Origin of the sequence: Actinophytocola sp., from assembly GCF_050699915.1 — a bacterium.
Classification (GTDB): domain Bacteria; phylum Actinomycetota; class Actinomycetes; order Mycobacteriales; family Pseudonocardiaceae; genus Actinophytocola.
On the sequence record NZ_JBOHGA010000164.1, the window covers coordinates 1 to 15,143 of the forward strand.

Sequence of the window (15,143 nt, forward strand, 5' to 3'; positions counted from 1 at the left end):
GCCGGACGCCGTGGCGCAGCTGGTCCACGACCAGGGTCGCGGCGGCCGGGTCGGCGGCCTCACCGGACGCGGCGACGCCGAGGCCCGCGAGCAGCCGCTCCGGGCGCAGGCCCATCAACAGCACGCCGAGCTCGGTGTCGGGATCCTCGTCGACGGAAGGGAGTGCGAAAACGGTGTCGTACTCCCCAGGCTCCTCAGACATGTGCCACCGCCCGGTCCCGCACGCCGGCCGCGACGCTCGCCGCGATGCGCGCGGTCGCCACCCGGTGGCCGTCGATGTTGCGCCCGGCCGGCCCGAGCACCATGCAGGTCGCCGCGCCGGCGGCGAACACGCGCGGTGCGCGCCGGTAAGCGAGCGTGCGCTCGTCGAGATCCGGCCAACCGTCGCGCGCCCCGACGACGGAGTCGGGCAGCAGCCCGGTGCCGATCGAGGGCACCGTGCCCAGCGCGAGGATCACGTGGTCGCCGCGCACCCGCCGGCCGCCGGCGAGCTCGACGCTCCGGTCACCGACCGCGGCCACCGGGACGCCGCGGTGCACGACGAGCCGCCCGTCCGCCTCGGCCTCGGCGAACCCCGGGCGGAACTCGAACATCACCGACGCCCGCCGCTGGCCGGCCATCAACGCGAGCCGGTCGGCCCAGGGCGCCGGTCCGCGCTGACCGTCGAAGCGGGCCCGGCCCTCGGCACGGAAGAAGGAGGCGTTGACGTCCGAGCACTGGTAGCGCTCGGACTCCCCGCGCAGCACCCAGTCCACCCGCTGCGCGCGGTCGAGCGCATTGCGCACCAGGTGCGCGGCGGTCAGCCCGGCGCCGACGACCACCGCGCGCTCCCCGTCCGCGGGCGCCGGCTCGTCCCAGTAGCTCACGCCGGCCGGCCGGTCGCCGGTCCACCACGAGTCGGGCGCGGCACGCCGCTCCTCGCCCTGGCACAGCACCACGTACCGGGCGGCGACGTCGAAGGTCTCGCCGTCCGGGCCGCTGCCGGCCACGGAGACCCTGTCGGTGTCGACCGAGAGCGCGGACACCGAGCCCGGCCACAGCCGCTCGGTCACCCCGTGGATGTCCGCGGTGTGCCGGCAGTACGCCTCGAACACGTCGACCGGCACCACGGAGCGGTGCCCGGCCTGCGACATGCGGACCTCGCGGCGCTCCACCCGGGTCAGCTGCGCCCAGTGCAGCCGGGCGAAGTCGCGCAGCTCGCAGTCGCGGTAGCCCTCCACCCCGGGGTGGTGCTCGTAGGGCGAGCGCAGTACGCGCTGGTCGAGCAGGTCGACCCGGTCGTGGAACCGGCCCGCCGGTCGTCCGACGCGGTCGACGAGCACGACGTCGGGCACGCCCAGGTGCCACAGCGCGGCCGCCACGGCGAGCCCCGCCGGACCGGCGCCGACGATCACCACGTCGGCCGACTCGGGCGGCCCGCCCGCCCGGTCCGGGAGCGGCCGGCCGGGGTAGGCCGGCCAGTCCCGGTGCCGCGGCGAGTCGAGCAGGTCGGGGTGGGGCAGGAACCTGGTCACCCGATGACCGTCACCGGCACGATCATCTCGATGGTCGGGCGCTGTGGCATGCCGTCGGTGACCATCGTCTGCAGCAGTTCCTCGGACCGCTCCGCGCTGTCCGAGGAGACCGGGCTGTACCGGGCGTGCGCGTAGGCCGGCCGGCGTGCCTCGGTCTCGATCTCGAAGACCTTCAGCACCGCCTCGCCCGGCCGGACCTCGCCGTCGAAGAACGTCAGCCGGCGCATGTCCGGCGTGAGGAAGGTCTTGGCGAACTGGCGGGACATCACCATCGCGTCGCCACCCTCGACGAAGTGGGTGTCCTCGTCGGTGGTGACCTGCATGGCCACCCACGTCTGGTCGGTGAGGTTGGTCTCCGACTTGATGATCTGCCAGCGCCCCGGCTCGGGCAGGTTGATGGAGACCGTCACGTCGTAGTCGACGGCGTCGATGGCGCCGGAGATCATCAGCACCCGCCGCCGGACGTCGGCGACCCCGGCCATCTGGATGTCGCGGGCACGCACCCGGCCCGAGACGTCCAACCCTGGAACCTCCAGTGACGACATGCACTACCTCCCAGTGACCAGCGGATACGACTCCCAGCCAAGCGAGGGTCGCATACCGCGTTGTCCGCCTCAATACTCCATTTGCGTCCATAGTGGACTCTGCGGGTCAGGCCGCTGGCTCTGACGTGGCCGGACGGGTGGCGGCCGCGGTGGGCAGCGGCGCGCCGTAGGTCACGTCGACGCCGCGGTCGCGGGCCGCCCGGACGATGCCGGGGACCGCGCGCTCGGCGAGCGCGGCGATCGTCAGCGCCGGGTTCACGGTGAGCGCGTTGGGCACCGCCGAGCCGTCGGTGACGAAGATGCCGGGGTGCCCGCGCAGCTCGTGGCGGTCGTCCAGGGCCGAGGTCTCGGGGTCGTCGCCGATCCGGCAGGACGAGAGCGGGTGCACGGTGTACGCCCCGACCACGTCGTTGGTCCACGGCGCGACCGTAGCGAGACCGTCCTTCTCGAGGATGGCCTTCACCGCCGCGTCGGCCTCGGCCCAGCCGCGCAGCGTGTTCGGGGTCGGGTCGTAGGCCAGCGGACCGCGGCCGAGCATCTGCTGGGAGATCCGGTAGGCGTTGCCAGTGGGCGGCGGCGGGCCGAACACGCCCTCGTTGTCGTCCTCGGTCATCAGGAAGATCGTCAGCCACGACTTCCACTGCTGGAGGATCTTCTTCTTCTCCTTGCCGAACCAGGTCGGTCCGGTCGCGCCGGGTGCCTGGGCGAGGATGGTGCCGAGGCCGGGCGGGAAGTACAGCTGCTCGAGGGAGAAGCGGGAGTACTCGGGCAGGTTCTCGTCCAGGTAGTCCCAACAGGCGACGACCGGGCCCTTGCCGATCTGGTTGGCCTCGTACACCGCCCCGTTCGGGCGGCGCAGGCCGAGCACCTCGCCGGCGCGCTGTTCGTCGACGATCGCGGTGTTGAGGCGCTCGCCGTTGCCGGAGAAGTAGCGGCCAACGGCGAGCGGCATCCGGCCGAGCTCCGCCTCGGAGCGCTGCAGGATGACCGGGGTGGCGCCGGCGCCGGCGGCCAGCACGACGATCTTGGCGTCGATGACGCCGCCGCCGGTGGTGATCCGGTAGTCCTCGTCGTCGATGGTGTTGAAGTGCACACGGTAGCCGCCGTCATCGGTGCGCGCGATCTTCTGCACCTCGTGCAGCGGGCGGATCTGCGTGCCGTGTGCGAGCGCCGCGGGCAGGTAGTTGAGCAGCAGCGACTGCTTCGCGTCGAACCGGCAGCCGGCCATCATCCAGTTGCAGTTCGTGCACTTGGTGGCGTCGATGCCGACCGGCACGGGGTTCGCCGAGTGGTCGGAGTGGTGACAGGCGGCGGCCCACAGCCCGCCCGCGTAGGTGACGTCGGGCCAGTCCTGCTGACGGACGGGCATCACCTCGGAGACCCGGTCGTACCACGGGTCGAGGGTCTCCCGGCTGATCGACGACGGCCACATGCGCCGGCCGATCGAGCCGTGCCGCTCGAACACGAACCGCGGCGCCCGCGGCAGGGCGGCGAAGTAGACGACGCTGCCGCCGCCCACACAGTTTCCGCCGAGCACGCTCATCCCGTCGCCGGCGACGAAGTCGAAGACCCGCGTGTAGGACTTGCCGAGGAGGTAGTCGTGGTCGAAGTCCTTGCCGGACAACCAGGGTCCGCGCTCCAGCACGACGACCTTCGCCCCGCCGGCGGCGAGGTGGTAGGCCGCGATGGACCCGCCGAAGCCGCTGCCGACGACGAGGACGTCGGTGCTCTCCACGGTGTTCGTCTCGCTCATTCCGGGCTCCCGGAGGCCGTCGTGTTCGGATGACGCTTGGCGAGCTCCTCGCCGTAGCTGTAGTCGGGGAAGCGCCACAGGCCGTCGGCGTCCGGCTTCGCGAAGCCCATCGCGAGCAGGCCCGGATGTCCGTCGGCGAGGGCTTCGGCGGTGCTGCGGTGCGCCGCGCTGTCGTAGGCCATGTTGCTGAACAGGGCGAGCAGGACCCAGCCGTCCTTCTCCGGGTGACCGGGCGCGGTCAGCTCCAGTACCAGTGCCGCACGGTCCTCATAGGACAGTGCGACGAACGGCGGGAGGTCCGGGTCGAGCGTCTGCTCGCGCCGGGCGGCGTAGGCGGCGGCGTGCACGTTGAGCGCCTGCGAGAGCGGGCCGAGCCCGGCCGTCACGCCGGTGGCGGGGTGTTCGAGCAGCTCGAGGGCACCCGCCTCCACCGCGCCGGGATCGTCGCAGACGCCCGCGATGGCGCGGTCGTCCGGCGAACGCCTGACGCCCGGCACAATCGTGTCGGCGAACGCCTCGAGTGTCATCGTGCGGATCTCGTCGTCTGCTGATCCCACGTTTTCCTCCCGCATTTTCATGACACCCGGGCGACCACTCGGTCGGTTGAATTCTGTGTGACTGCGCCGGTCGCGGCATCTTCTCCCGTGCCCAGTTCCGCACGCGGCGGCCGACGGGTCTGTATACGCACTGACCTGCGGGTTGAGTCGCGACTGGTGCGACACTTGATCGCCGCCCGTCCGGTTCTGGTGGCGACATCGACCCACTCTGCAGAACGGTTGCCAGCATTTTTTGGCAATCCTACCTTCGAATAAGCCGAACAATTTCGAGCCCTTCTCCCGAGCGGTGCCACGTCATGGATGAAATCATCGAAAAGTCCGTCGAGCGCGTCATTCGCGCCATGCACGAGAACCTTGGTGAGCAGATCACCATCGACGACATGGCCCGTACGGCGATGTTCAGCAAGTTCCACTTCTCCCGCATCTTCCAGCGGGTCACCGGGATCTCCCCCGGCCGGTTCCTCTCGGCACTGCGCCTGCAGGAGGCCAAGCGGCTCCTGCTGACCACGTCGATGACCGTCGCCGACATCAGCCACCTGGTGGGCTACAACAGCATCGGCACGTTCAGCTCGCGCTTCCGCGGCAGCGTCGGCGTCTCGCCGACCGAGTACCGCCAGCAGCGCGGCTACGTGGTGCCGCTCGCGGTGGTGCCGGACGCTCCGCCGGTGCCCGGGCCGTGCTCGGTGCACGGCCAGGTGTGGCGGCCGGCGTCCTGCGAGCCCGGCCACGTCGCGATCGGCATCTTCCCGGACCGCATCGCGCAGGGCACGCCGGTGCGGCACGCGACGCGGACGGGCGCCGGCCCGTTCGTGCTGGCGGACGTGCCGGACGGGACCTGGTACCTGATGGCGTACTCCGCCGAGGACGGACACCTGGAGCCGGGCCCGGACCGCACGTACGTGGCCACCCACGGCCCGCTCGAGGTCCGGCCGCGGCACCTGGACGCCGGCCGGTCGCACAACGTCGACCTGTGGCTGCGGCCGCGGCGGATCTTCGACCCGCCGGCCCTGCTCGCGCAGCTGGACCAACCGATGTGGACCGCACAGGCATGGGCTTCCGGTAGGGCTGACCAGGCCGCCCTGCCGGGAGCCTGACCACTCCCGAGAGACGAGAAGCTCCGCCCGGGTCCCGCCGGGCGGAGCTTCCCTCTTTTCCTTGGTGGAGCGGGTGATCAGGTCGCTCGCACGGTCATCGGCAGGCTGCCGCGCACCCGCAGCGACAGCATCGGCTCGGCGACCACCTCGTAGCCGGGAACCTTCGTCAGCCGCAGCTCGCGGGAGATCATGGCGAGCACGAACGTCGCCTCCATCAGCCCGAGATGGCTCCCGACGCAGAACCTCGGCCCGGCCCCGAACGGGAGGTAGGCGTAGCGCGGCCGGTCCGCCGGCTTGGCCGGGTCGAACCGGTCGGGGTCGAAGGCGTCCGGCCGGTCCCAGAAGGACGGGTGCCGGTGCAGCGTGTACGGGCACACCATCACGTCCGCGCCCGCGGGCACCCGGTACCCGCCGACCACGTCCTCGTCCAGCGCCCGCCGGGTGAGGATCCACACCGGTGGGAACAGGCGCATCGCCTCGTGCAGCACCATCGCCGTGTACGGCAGCTTGACCATGTCCTCGTGGGTCGGCGCCCGGTCGCCCAGCACCTCGAACGCCTCGGCGCGCAGCCGCTCGCCGACCTCCGGGTGCTCGTCGATCAGGTGCAGCGTCCAGCCGATCGTGCTGGCCGTGGTCTCGTGGCCGGCGAGCAGCAACGTGATCAGCTCGTCGCGCATCCGCCGCCGGGCCACCTTCGGGTCCGCCTCCGCGCTCGTCGACTGGATCAGCCGGGTCAGCACGTCGTCGCCGTCCGGTCGCGGTTCGGCCAGCCGGTCGAAGACCAGCTTCGCCACGATCCGGTCGAGGTCGCGGCGGGCGCGGCGGAACCGCCGCTGCTTGGGCAGCGGCAGCCACTGCGGCACCAGGCCCATCGACTCCATCTCGAACATCGCCTGGTCCTGCACGGCCTCGAAGCTGTGCCCGATCGAGTCGAACTCGCCGAGGTCCGCGTCGAGCAGCGTGGTGCCGAGCACGCCGAGCGTGAACCCGGTCAGCTCGCCCAGGACGTCGACCGGCGCGCCGCCGACGTGCCCGCGCAGCCGGCCGATCAGCCGCTCGGCCTCCGCGGCCACCACGCCGGCCTGGCCGGTGATCCGCTTGTTCTGGAACACCGGCTGAATGGTCCGCCGCTGCTTGCGCCACAGCTCGCCCGCGCTGGTGAGCAACCCGTCGCCGAGCGCGCGCTTGGCCTCCTGGTACCCGATGCCCTTCTCGTAGTTGGCCGCGTTGTCGGCCAGCACGTGCTTGGCGGTGTCGGGATGGTTGAAGAAGTACAGGGTCTTCGGCCCGATGCCGACCTTGACCGCGTCACCGTAGGTGGCGGCCGCGGTCGACATCAGCGTCAGCCGGTCGCCGGCCAGCTGACGCAGCAGCCGGAACGTCGCGCTGCGCGGCGGGCCGGGCGGCACCCGGAGCTCGCCGGGTGCCGCCCGTGTCTCGTCGAGTGCCGTCATGCCGCCTTCGCCTCCGACGGAGCCGGGGCCTCGGTGCCGGGCAGCGAGGTGACGGTCGGCTGCTGGGCGGGCTGCTGGGACTCCTTCGCCTTGTTCACGAAGTGCAGCGACCACAGGAACATCCCGCGGATCAGGCACACCGCCGCCGTGGCGAAGAACAGGCCGTAGGCGATGTGGGCGACCATGAAGAACCCGTACGCCACGGCGATCCCCGCGCCGAAGGCGAACTGCGCGGCCGGCTTCGACGGTGTCGTGCCCGGGTCGGTCACCATGTAGTTGGTGTAGAGGATGAACGCCACCCCGGTGCCCATGGCGAGCGCGCCCGGGATCGAGGTGTCGAACAGCACGCCGCGGAAGATGGCCTGCAGCACGAAGAACGACAGCCAGCCGAAGATCAGCCACATGCGGTTGGTCAGCTTGGCGTTCAGCATGGTGCCCGACCCCACGATGACCGCGAAGATCAGCCAGCCGACCCAGTGGTCGACCTTCTCCGTGAAGTGGTACGGCGGCGCGATGCTCGCCCACGAGGGGAAGAGCACCAGCACCATCGCGATCCCGAAGTTCGACGGGTTCATGTAGTGCCGCAGCTTGCCGCGCACCGGGGCGCGCAGCACCCACTTCGCGCTCACCGCAACGAACACGGCGAACACCATCACCCAGAGCCGGTCGTTGACGTAGGTCAGCATGTTCACCGCGAGCGCGGTGATGTGCGCGGGGAACAGGAACTCGACCATCCCCTTGACCCCGCCGCCGGCGAACCGCGGCGCCCGGCTCTCGACGCGCGCGCCGACGATCTCGAGCGCGATCTCGGTCGTGTACGCGGTCAGCAGCGCGACGAACGGCCAGACCCACGACTGCTCGAAGCCCAGGAACACGTACCCGAGGATGTTGAACACCGAGATCGAGATGGCGAACCTGCGTAACGCGATGATGACCTTCGGATCGTGCCGCGCCGCCTTCGGCGCTCCTGTCTGCTTGTCAGCCACGTTCGTCACCTCTCCTGCGCCCGGTCGCCGAGCTGGAGGTCGTGCCAGCCGGTGGACAACTGCAGTTGCTGCTCGTGGACCTCGCCGGTGCGGTCGCGCCAGCACACCGTCACCGAGACGGGCTCGCCGCCCGCGTCACCCAGTCCGATGTGGACCTCGTTGCTTCGCTTGCCGGCGTGCCCGCTGCCGCCGTCGACGCGCTGGATGAAGGTACGGCCGTCGCGCGTGGTCACCTTCACCTGCGCGCCCACGGCCGGCGAGCCCTCGCTACCCTCGTGGGTCAGCCGCAGGCCGAGGTACTCGCCCGCCTTCGGGCTCGTGTTCTCGTAGAACACCGGCTCGGCGAACTGGCGGGCCACGGCGAAGTCGAGCCGGCCGTCGCCGTCGGCGTCACCGGTCGCGATGCCGCGGGTCGGCACCGGGACCGCGAGGTCGAGCTGCGCCGCGATGTCGGCGTAGCGGCCGTCCTCGCTGCGGGCGAACAGGTGCAGCGTCTGGTCGCCGGCGATGTCGTCGCCCTTCTCCACGTTCGGCCAGAACACGGCGTGCTCGATCAGCGCGTCGTGCGAGGTCGCCAGCTCCTGCAGGTTCGGCCACCGGTTGACCTCGCCCTGCACGAACCCGGTCGTCTGGGCGATCTCCGCGTCACCGTTGTTGTCGAAGTCGGCGAGCTTCACGTCCCACGCCCAGCCCGACCACGCGGTGCCCAGCTCGGAGCTGTGGTCGTACCACGGCGCCTCGCCGGCGGCGATCTTGTCGTGCACCGCCTTCGCGTTGTCCACCGTGGACAGGAAGTGCAGGTTGCTCTCCTGGATGCCCCACGGCGTGGTGATGTTGGAGACGAACATGTCGTACACGCCGTCGTGGTTCAGGTCGGCGAAGTCGACGCCCATGCCCTTGAACGAGTCGTTACCGAGCTGCTTGGACTTCGGCACGCCCGGGGTGCGCACGGCCTTGACGCCGCCGAACTCGAGGTGACCCGGCCGCGACTTGTTGTACAGCAGGTGGTCCACGCCGTGGTCGTTGGCGATGTAGAGCTCGGGCCGCAGGTCGCCGTCGAGGTCGTTCGAGGCCGCGGCGAGCGTCCAGCCCCACTGCGCCCCGTCGGGGAACACCGAGTCCGGCGCCTGGGTGAACTCCACGGAGTCGGCGTCCGCGTCCTTGAAGCAGAAGATCATCTTCTTGCCGCTGTTCTTGGCGTGGGAGAGGGAGTCGTTCATCTCCACACCGCCGTCGACCGTCGGGTCGAGCACCGGGCTGTCCGGGAAGTAGTTCGCGATGAACACGTCCACGTGGCCGTCGCCGTCGAAGTCGTCGATCGCCACGGCGTTGGTGTTCCACTGGGCGCCGGCGTACTCGCCGCCGCGCGTCGCCGGGTCGGGCACCAGCTCGACCGGCGTGTACGCGTTGTTGTCCAGTGTGGACGCCGTGCTGGACGTGTCGGCCTTCGCGAGGTAGATGACCGGCGTGCGGCCCCACAGGTAGACCAGCAGGTCCATCCGGCCGTCCTCGTTGAGGTCGGCCGGTGTGCAGCCCATCGGCGCGATCGCGTCGTTGACCGGCAGCGAGCCCGGCTCGAGCGCGAACGGCGCGTAGCGGTCGTCGCGCGCGCCCGGCGTCGGGGTCACCACGACCTGGTCGGTATGGGTGTCGACGAGGCACAGGTCGTTGGCCAGGCCGTCGCCGTCCAGGTCGTTCATCGCGATCGCCGCGCCGACCGAGGAGATCCAGGCCTGGATCTTCTCGTACTCGGCGTTGACCGGCCGGATCTGCTGTTGCTTGTCCGCGGCCGGCAGCGCGATGGACTTCGCGGTGAACCCGAAGTGGCTCGCCATCCGCTCCTGCTCGGCCGCCGACACGCTCGGCAGGCTGACCACGATGTAGCCGACCACGGCCACCACCACGGCGATGACCCCGGGCAGCTGCCGGCGCAGCCAACCTAGCTTCGTGGTCATGTGCTCACACCTCCAAGGGACACGAACTCGTTCGCGATCCGCTGCCGCCACAGCTCGTAGGCCGGCAGCTCTCCGTTCTCGACGCCGTTCCCTGGACCGTTCCCTGGACCGTTCTCGGCGCCGTTCGACGCGGACTCGGGCCGGGCGTCCACGCTGATCCGCGCGGCGGTCTCCGGGTCGGTCCCGCACAGGACCTCGGTGGCGACCGCGGTCTGCGGGATCAGCAGGCCGGCACGCACCCGCGCCTCGGCGGCGAAAGCCGAGCCCTGCGCGAGCTGCGGGCGGTGCTCGCCCGCGAGCTCCTTGAGGCGCGTCAGGTCGTCGCGGTCCGCGCCGCACGCGTAGGTCGAGGCCAGCCCGACGCCGGCCCACAGGTCCCCGTGCCGCTGGGCCGGGAAACGCGACAGCAGCCCGTGGACCTGGTCGACGTCGGTGCCGCCGACGAACCACAGCGCCCGGCCGATGCCCTGGTCCAGCGCGCGGTTGGCATATTCGACGGCCGCGTCGGAGTCCTTGTCGGGCCAGGGGAACCGCGGCTCCTGGTAGTGCTCGTGCACGTAGCGGCGGGTGTGGAAGTAAGCCTGGTGGAACCCGTAGCCGTCGAGCACCAGCCAGCGCAGCAACGGGTCGAGGTCGGCGGCCGCGGGCCAGCGGAACCGAGGCAGCCGCGCCATCGCCCAACCGATTCCACAGTAGACGATGTAGATCTGCTCGGCCGCCGGCCCGGCGAGGAAGTCGTCGTTGTGGTGGCGGTGGCCGAACGGCAGCCCGTCCAGCATGCCGTAGCCCATCCCGGCGCCCTCGTAGGCGAAGCCGCGGAAGCGGTGCTCGACCTGCGCCAGCCGCTCGCGCGCGTCGGCCACGGAGCTCGCCTCGACCGCGTCCGCGTAGCCGCCCAGGAAGATCACGCCGATCTTCTCGAGCAGCTCCTGCGACGCCTGGTCCTTCTTGTGGAATCCCCGCTTGTCCAGTGAGGTTGCCGAGACGTTCGGCGTGAGTATCTTGCGTCTGAGCGCGCGCAGGCGATTACCCAACGGGCTCTCCCCCTATCGGGTGGATTTCGGAGCGATTTCAGGTTTACTTTCCCAGCGCGTCAGGACGGACGGCTACTCCAGGTGTGCGAGAGCGTCGATCCACGAAATCATGCCGCTTTCGCGACAGGTCGGAAATGATCCCGAATGCGTTCGCGCCACAGTTCGTAGGCCGGACTGCCGCCGGGTCCGGCGGCGTTCGCGTCGACCGCGGTGCTGTTCGCGAGCGCCACGGCCGCGCCGAGCGGGAGGCCGGCGAGCAGCTCGGCGCCGAGCTCGGTGTGCTCGGGGACGTAGCCGGCGTAGGAGCGTGCCTTGATCGCGAACACCGCGCCGAGTGCGACCTCCGCGGCGTGCTCACCGGCCGCCGCGCGCACCTCGACGAGGCCCACCGCCGAGGCCCCGCCGGCGAACGTCGCGGCGAGCCCGACACCACTCCACAGGTCGGCCCGCCGGTGCGCCGGGAACGCGTTGACGGCCTTGGCGACGAGGTCGGGCAGCGCGCCGTTGATGAACCACAGCGCCCGGCCGATCCCCTGGTCGACGGCGCGCGGGAAGTACTCGGGCGCGCCCGCCCACGGGTAGGGCTCGATCTCCCGCTGCTCGTCGACGATCTTGCGGGTGTCGAAGTAGGCGCGGTCGAACCCGTAGCCGTCGACCGCGAGCCAGCTCATCGTCGGGTGGTAGGGCGAGCCGTCCAGGTCGGGCAGGACGGTCTTCCACAGCACCCGGGGCAGCCGCGCCATCGCGAAGCCGATGCCGATGTAGGTGAGGAAGATGTGCGGCCGGCCGGGGCCGAGCAGCAGCTCCCGCGCCTTCGAGGACGGCTTCAGGCCGCGGCCGCCGGCCATCGCGTCGCGCACCGTGTAGGCCATCGCGGCGCCCTCGTAGGCGAACCCGCGCTGCTCGGGCGCGACGGTCTCCAACCGGCGTTCGACGTCCCACAGCGAGCGTTGCTCGATGCCCCATTCGAAGCCGCAGATCACCGACTGCGGAATCAGCTCCAAATGCTCGGCGGCCGGTGACCCGGCGCCCGGGAATCCGCGGTGGGCGAATGTCACCGCACGCAGTTTCGGCGTGAGCACCAGTCGGCGCAGGGTTCCGAGAATCGGCGGCATTTCGGCCTCCAGGGAATTCGTCAGCCAGCGATCGTGTCCGGTGCCCAGTGGTTGATCATGTAGCGGGGGTCGTCGACGATCTGGTCGCCGGCGAGCATCGCCTGGTGCAGCTGGCGCAGCCGCGGCGACGGGTCGACGCCGAGCTGGTCGCGGATCGTCGCCCACATCTCGTGGTAGACCTCCAGCGCCTGCCCGGGCCGGCCGGAACGGTAGAGCGCGAGCATGTACTGCGCGCGGAAGTTCTCCATGTACGGATGCCGCGCGCACAGCGCCGCCAGGTCGCCGAGCAGCTGGTGGTGGCGGCCCAGGTAGAGGTCCGAGTCGATGCGCAGCGTCAGGTCGGTCAGCCGGCTCTCCGCCAGCCGCATCGACTCGATCTCCAGCTGCGGCCCGGCGACCACGTCCACCAGCACCGGCCCGCGCCACAAGCCGAGCGCCGCGGACAGCAGTCGCTCGGCCCGCACGTAGTCACCAGCCGAACCGGCCGCGCGACCCGCCGTCGCCAGCCGGTCGTAGCGGACCGCGTCCACGACCTCCGGCTCGACCTGCAGCAGGTAGCCGGTGTGCTTGGTGACGAGGACCTCGCGCACCGCGTCCGGATCGTCGGGCAGGGCGGCGCGGATCAGCTTGCGGACGTGCAACACATAGGTCTGCAGCGTGCTGGGCGCGCTGCGCGGCGCGTTGGTACCCCACAGCTCCTCCATGAGCGAGGAGGTGGTCACGACCCGCCCCACGTTGAGCGCGAGCATCGCCAGTAGCTGGCGCGGCTTGCTCGCCGTGGGCACGACCGAGACGCCGTCGAAGGCGACCTCGAGTGCACCCAGAACTTTGATTTCAGCTCGCATTAGTCAGCTCATTTCAGCCGTCCGCCTTATCGCAGCGTAAGGCCGTCTCCGGCTGGGCGAATCTCGGAGAATGCTGCCGCTGACCGGCGCCCCGGGGCACCGCACACAGGGAGTAGGCGCGGTCAAGTCCCTTGTTGCAGGCTGGGTTCCGTTAGCTGGGCGGGCCTTGTCACTACCCGTGTGGCGTTCGTCTTGATTCTTGTCTGGCCGGTGAGGCGGTGAACGTGAGCAACGAGCGGATCGCCATTGTTGGGATTGGGCTGCGCTATCCGGATGCTACGTCCCCAGAAGAACTCTGGGAGAACGTGCTGGCCGGTCGCCGGGCTTTCCGGCGGTTACCGGACGAGCGGATGAACCAGGCCGACTACTGGTCGGCGGATCCGCATGCGCCGGACCGGTTCTACTCCTCGAAGGCCGCGGTGCTGCGGGACTTCGAGTTCGACCGGGTGAAGTACAAGATCGCCGGCAGCACCTACCGGTCGACCGACCTGACGCACTGGCTCGCGCTGGACGTGGCGGCGACCGCGCTCGCCGACGCCGGCTTCCCGGCCGCGGAAGGCCTGCCGCGCAAGGGAACCGGCGTGGTCCTCGGCAACAGCCTGACCGGCGAGTTCTCCCGCGCCAACATCATGCGGCTGCGCTGGCCCTACGTGCGGCGCACGGTGGCCGCCGCGCTCGCCGCGAAGGGCTGGTCCGAAGAGGAGACCGGCGAGTTCCTGCGTGACCTGGAACCGCAGTACAAGGCGCCGTTCCCGGCCATCGACGAGGACACCCTCGCGGGCGGGCTCGCCAACACGATCGCCGGGCGCATCTGCAACTACTTCGACCTCGCCGGCGGCGGCTTCACCGTCGACGGCGCCTGCTCCTCGTCGCTGCTGTCGATCGTGACCGCGGCCAAGGCGCTCGTCTCCGGCGACCTCGACGTCGCGCTCGCGGGCGGCGTGGACCTGTCGATCGACCCGTTCGAGGTGATCGGCTTCGCGAAGACCGGCGCGCTCGCCAAGGGCGAGATGAAGGTCTACGACAAGGACTCCAACGGGTTCTGGCCCGGCGAGGGCTGCGGCATGGTCGTGCTGATGCGCGAGAGCGAGGCCATCGCGCGCGGCCTGCGCATCTACGCGTCGATCACCGGCTGGGGCATCTCCTCGGACGGCAAGGGCGGCATCACCCGCCCGGAGGCGGCGGGCCACCAGCTCGCGCTGACCCGCGCCTACGACCGCGCCGGCTACGGCGTGGAGACCGTGTCCTACTTCGAGGGTCACGGCACCGGCACCGCGGTCGGCGACGCCACCGAGATCGAGGCGCTGTCCGGCGCCCGCCGCGAGGCCGACCCGACCGCGGCACCCGCGGCGCTCGGCACCATCAAGGGCAACTTCGGCCACACCAAGGCCGCGGCCGGCATCGCCGGCCTGATCAAGGCCACGCTCGCGGTGCACCACCAGGTGATCCCGCCCGGCACCGGCCACTTCGACCCGCACCCCAAGCTGACCGAGCCCGACGCGGCGATGTTCGTGCCGAGCGAGGCCGCGACGTGGCCGTCGGACAACCCGGTCCGCGCCGGCGTGTCCGCGATGGGCTTCGGCGGCATCAACTCCCACATCGCGATCGAGGAGCCGCCGGGGCGCGAGCGGCGCACCGAGGTGTGCAGGCGCACCGCGGCGCTGGTCTCCGGCCGGCAGGACCACGACCTGCTGCTGGTCGACGCGAAGTCGGCCGACGAGCTGGCCGCCCGGGTGAGCCGGCTGGCCGAGCTGGTCGCCAAGCTCTCCTTCGCCGAGCTGACCGACCTGGCGGGCACGCTCGCCATCGAGCAGGCCGGCGGCCGGTACCGGGCCGCGGTCGTGGCCGGCAACCCCGCCGACGCCGCCCGCAAGCTGACCCGGATCGCCGACGAGCTCGCCGCCGGGCGCACGACGCTGATCGCGCCGTCCGACGGGGTCTACCTCGACCACCGGGAGTCCGCGCCGCGGATCGCCTACCTGTTCCCCGGCCAGGGCTCCGGCCGCGACGCCGTCGGCGCGATCCGCCGCCGCTTCCCCGCGGCGGAGAACATCTTCGCGAGCGAGGCCGTGCCCACCGGCGGCGACCATGTGGCGACCGAGGTGGCCCAGCCCCGCATCGTCGCCGGCTCGGTCGCCGGCCTGCGGGTGCTGCACACGCTCGGCATCGAGGCGGACATCGCGGTCGGCCACAGCCTCGGCGAGCTGACCGCGCTGTCGTGGGCCGGCGCCCTCGGCGGCACCGACCTGCTGCGCCTGGCCGCCGTGCGCGGTCAGGTCATGGCCCGGGCG

13 protein-coding genes are annotated in these 15,143 nt (G+C 71.1%); 2 read left to right on the forward strand and 11 right to left on the reverse strand.

Annotation, left to right across the window (positions count from 1 at the left end; all coding sequences use genetic code 11):
* From ACRDSK_RS24195 to ACRDSK_RS24215, 5 genes are all read right to left on the reverse strand, one after another.
* The coding region (locus ACRDSK_RS24195; protein WP_431443534.1) for a DUF6187 family protein at window positions 1-202 on the reverse strand (202 nt) is incomplete at its 3' end.
* The gene (locus ACRDSK_RS24200; protein ID WP_431443535.1) at window positions 195-1,514 is read right to left on the reverse strand and encodes an FAD-dependent oxidoreductase; all 1,320 of its coding nucleotides are present in this window, start codon (window positions 1,512-1,514) and stop codon (window positions 195-197) included. The genes ACRDSK_RS24195 and ACRDSK_RS24200, both read right to left, overlap by 8 nt.
* Entirely contained in the window at window positions 1,511-1,996 is a 486-nt protein-coding gene (locus ACRDSK_RS24205) for a DUF6423 family protein (protein ID WP_431443545.1), read from the reverse strand. Before ACRDSK_RS24205 ends, ACRDSK_RS24200 begins: the two co-directional genes overlap by 4 nt.
* Before the next feature lie 169 nt (window positions 1,997-2,165).
* Window positions 2,166-3,812, reverse strand: a complete 1,647-nt coding sequence (locus ACRDSK_RS24210; RefSeq protein WP_431443536.1) for an FAD-dependent oxidoreductase — start codon at window positions 3,810-3,812, stop codon at window positions 2,166-2,168.
* Complete coding sequence (locus tag ACRDSK_RS24215) at window positions 3,809-4,339, reverse strand: DUF5987 family protein (protein WP_431443546.1); 531 nt, start codon at window positions 4,337-4,339, stop codon at window positions 3,809-3,811. The genes ACRDSK_RS24210 and ACRDSK_RS24215 overlap by 4 nt, the downstream gene beginning before the upstream one ends.
* A gap of 326 nt (window positions 4,340-4,665) precedes the next feature.
* Here ACRDSK_RS24215 and ACRDSK_RS24220 point away from each other — a divergent pair, with 326 nt between their 5' ends.
* Window positions 4,666-5,463: a helix-turn-helix domain-containing protein gene (locus ACRDSK_RS24220; RefSeq protein WP_431443537.1), complete on the forward strand. Its 798-nt coding sequence runs from the start codon at window positions 4,666-4,668 to the stop codon at window positions 5,461-5,463.
* A gap of 77 nt (window positions 5,464-5,540) precedes the next feature.
* Here ACRDSK_RS24220 and ACRDSK_RS24225 read toward each other — a convergent pair whose 3' ends face one another.
* The 6 genes from ACRDSK_RS24225 to ACRDSK_RS24250 all read right to left on the reverse strand — a co-directional run bounded on the left by ACRDSK_RS24225 (window position 5,541) and on the right by ACRDSK_RS24250 (window position 12,852).
* On the reverse strand, window positions 5,541-6,917 hold the full coding sequence (locus tag ACRDSK_RS24225; RefSeq protein ID WP_431443538.1) for a cytochrome P450: 1,377 nt from the start codon (window positions 6,915-6,917) through the stop codon (window positions 5,541-5,543).
* Window positions 6,914-7,912: an enediyne biosynthesis protein gene (locus ACRDSK_RS24230; RefSeq protein ID WP_431443539.1), complete on the reverse strand. Its 999-nt coding sequence runs from the start codon at window positions 7,910-7,912 to the stop codon at window positions 6,914-6,916. Before ACRDSK_RS24230 ends, ACRDSK_RS24225 begins: the two co-directional genes overlap by 4 nt.
* Entirely contained in the window at window positions 7,909-9,858 is a 1,950-nt protein-coding gene (locus tag ACRDSK_RS24235) for a CRTAC1 family protein (RefSeq protein WP_431443540.1), read from the reverse strand. Before ACRDSK_RS24235 ends, ACRDSK_RS24230 begins: the two co-directional genes overlap by 4 nt.
* Complete coding sequence (locus ACRDSK_RS24240) at window positions 9,855-10,892, reverse strand: DUF1702 family protein (RefSeq protein ID WP_431443541.1); 1,038 nt, start codon at window positions 10,890-10,892, stop codon at window positions 9,855-9,857. Before ACRDSK_RS24240 ends, ACRDSK_RS24235 begins: the two co-directional genes overlap by 4 nt.
* Window positions 10,893-10,999: 107 nt before the next feature.
* Complete coding sequence (locus ACRDSK_RS24245; protein WP_431443542.1) at window positions 11,000-12,007, reverse strand: DUF1702 family protein; 1,008 nt, start codon at window positions 12,005-12,007, stop codon at window positions 11,000-11,002.
* Window positions 12,008-12,027: 20 nt separating this feature from the next.
* Window positions 12,028-12,852 (reverse strand): AfsR/SARP family transcriptional regulator, encoded by an 825-nt coding sequence (locus ACRDSK_RS24250; protein WP_431443543.1) that lies wholly within the window; start codon window positions 12,850-12,852, stop codon window positions 12,028-12,030.
* 224 nt (window positions 12,853-13,076) lie between these two features.
* Here ACRDSK_RS24250 and ACRDSK_RS24255 point away from each other — a divergent pair.
* Window positions 13,077-15,143 (forward strand): beta-ketoacyl synthase N-terminal-like domain-containing protein (locus ACRDSK_RS24255; RefSeq protein ID WP_431443544.1); only part of this gene is annotated, 2,067 nt, incomplete at its 3' end.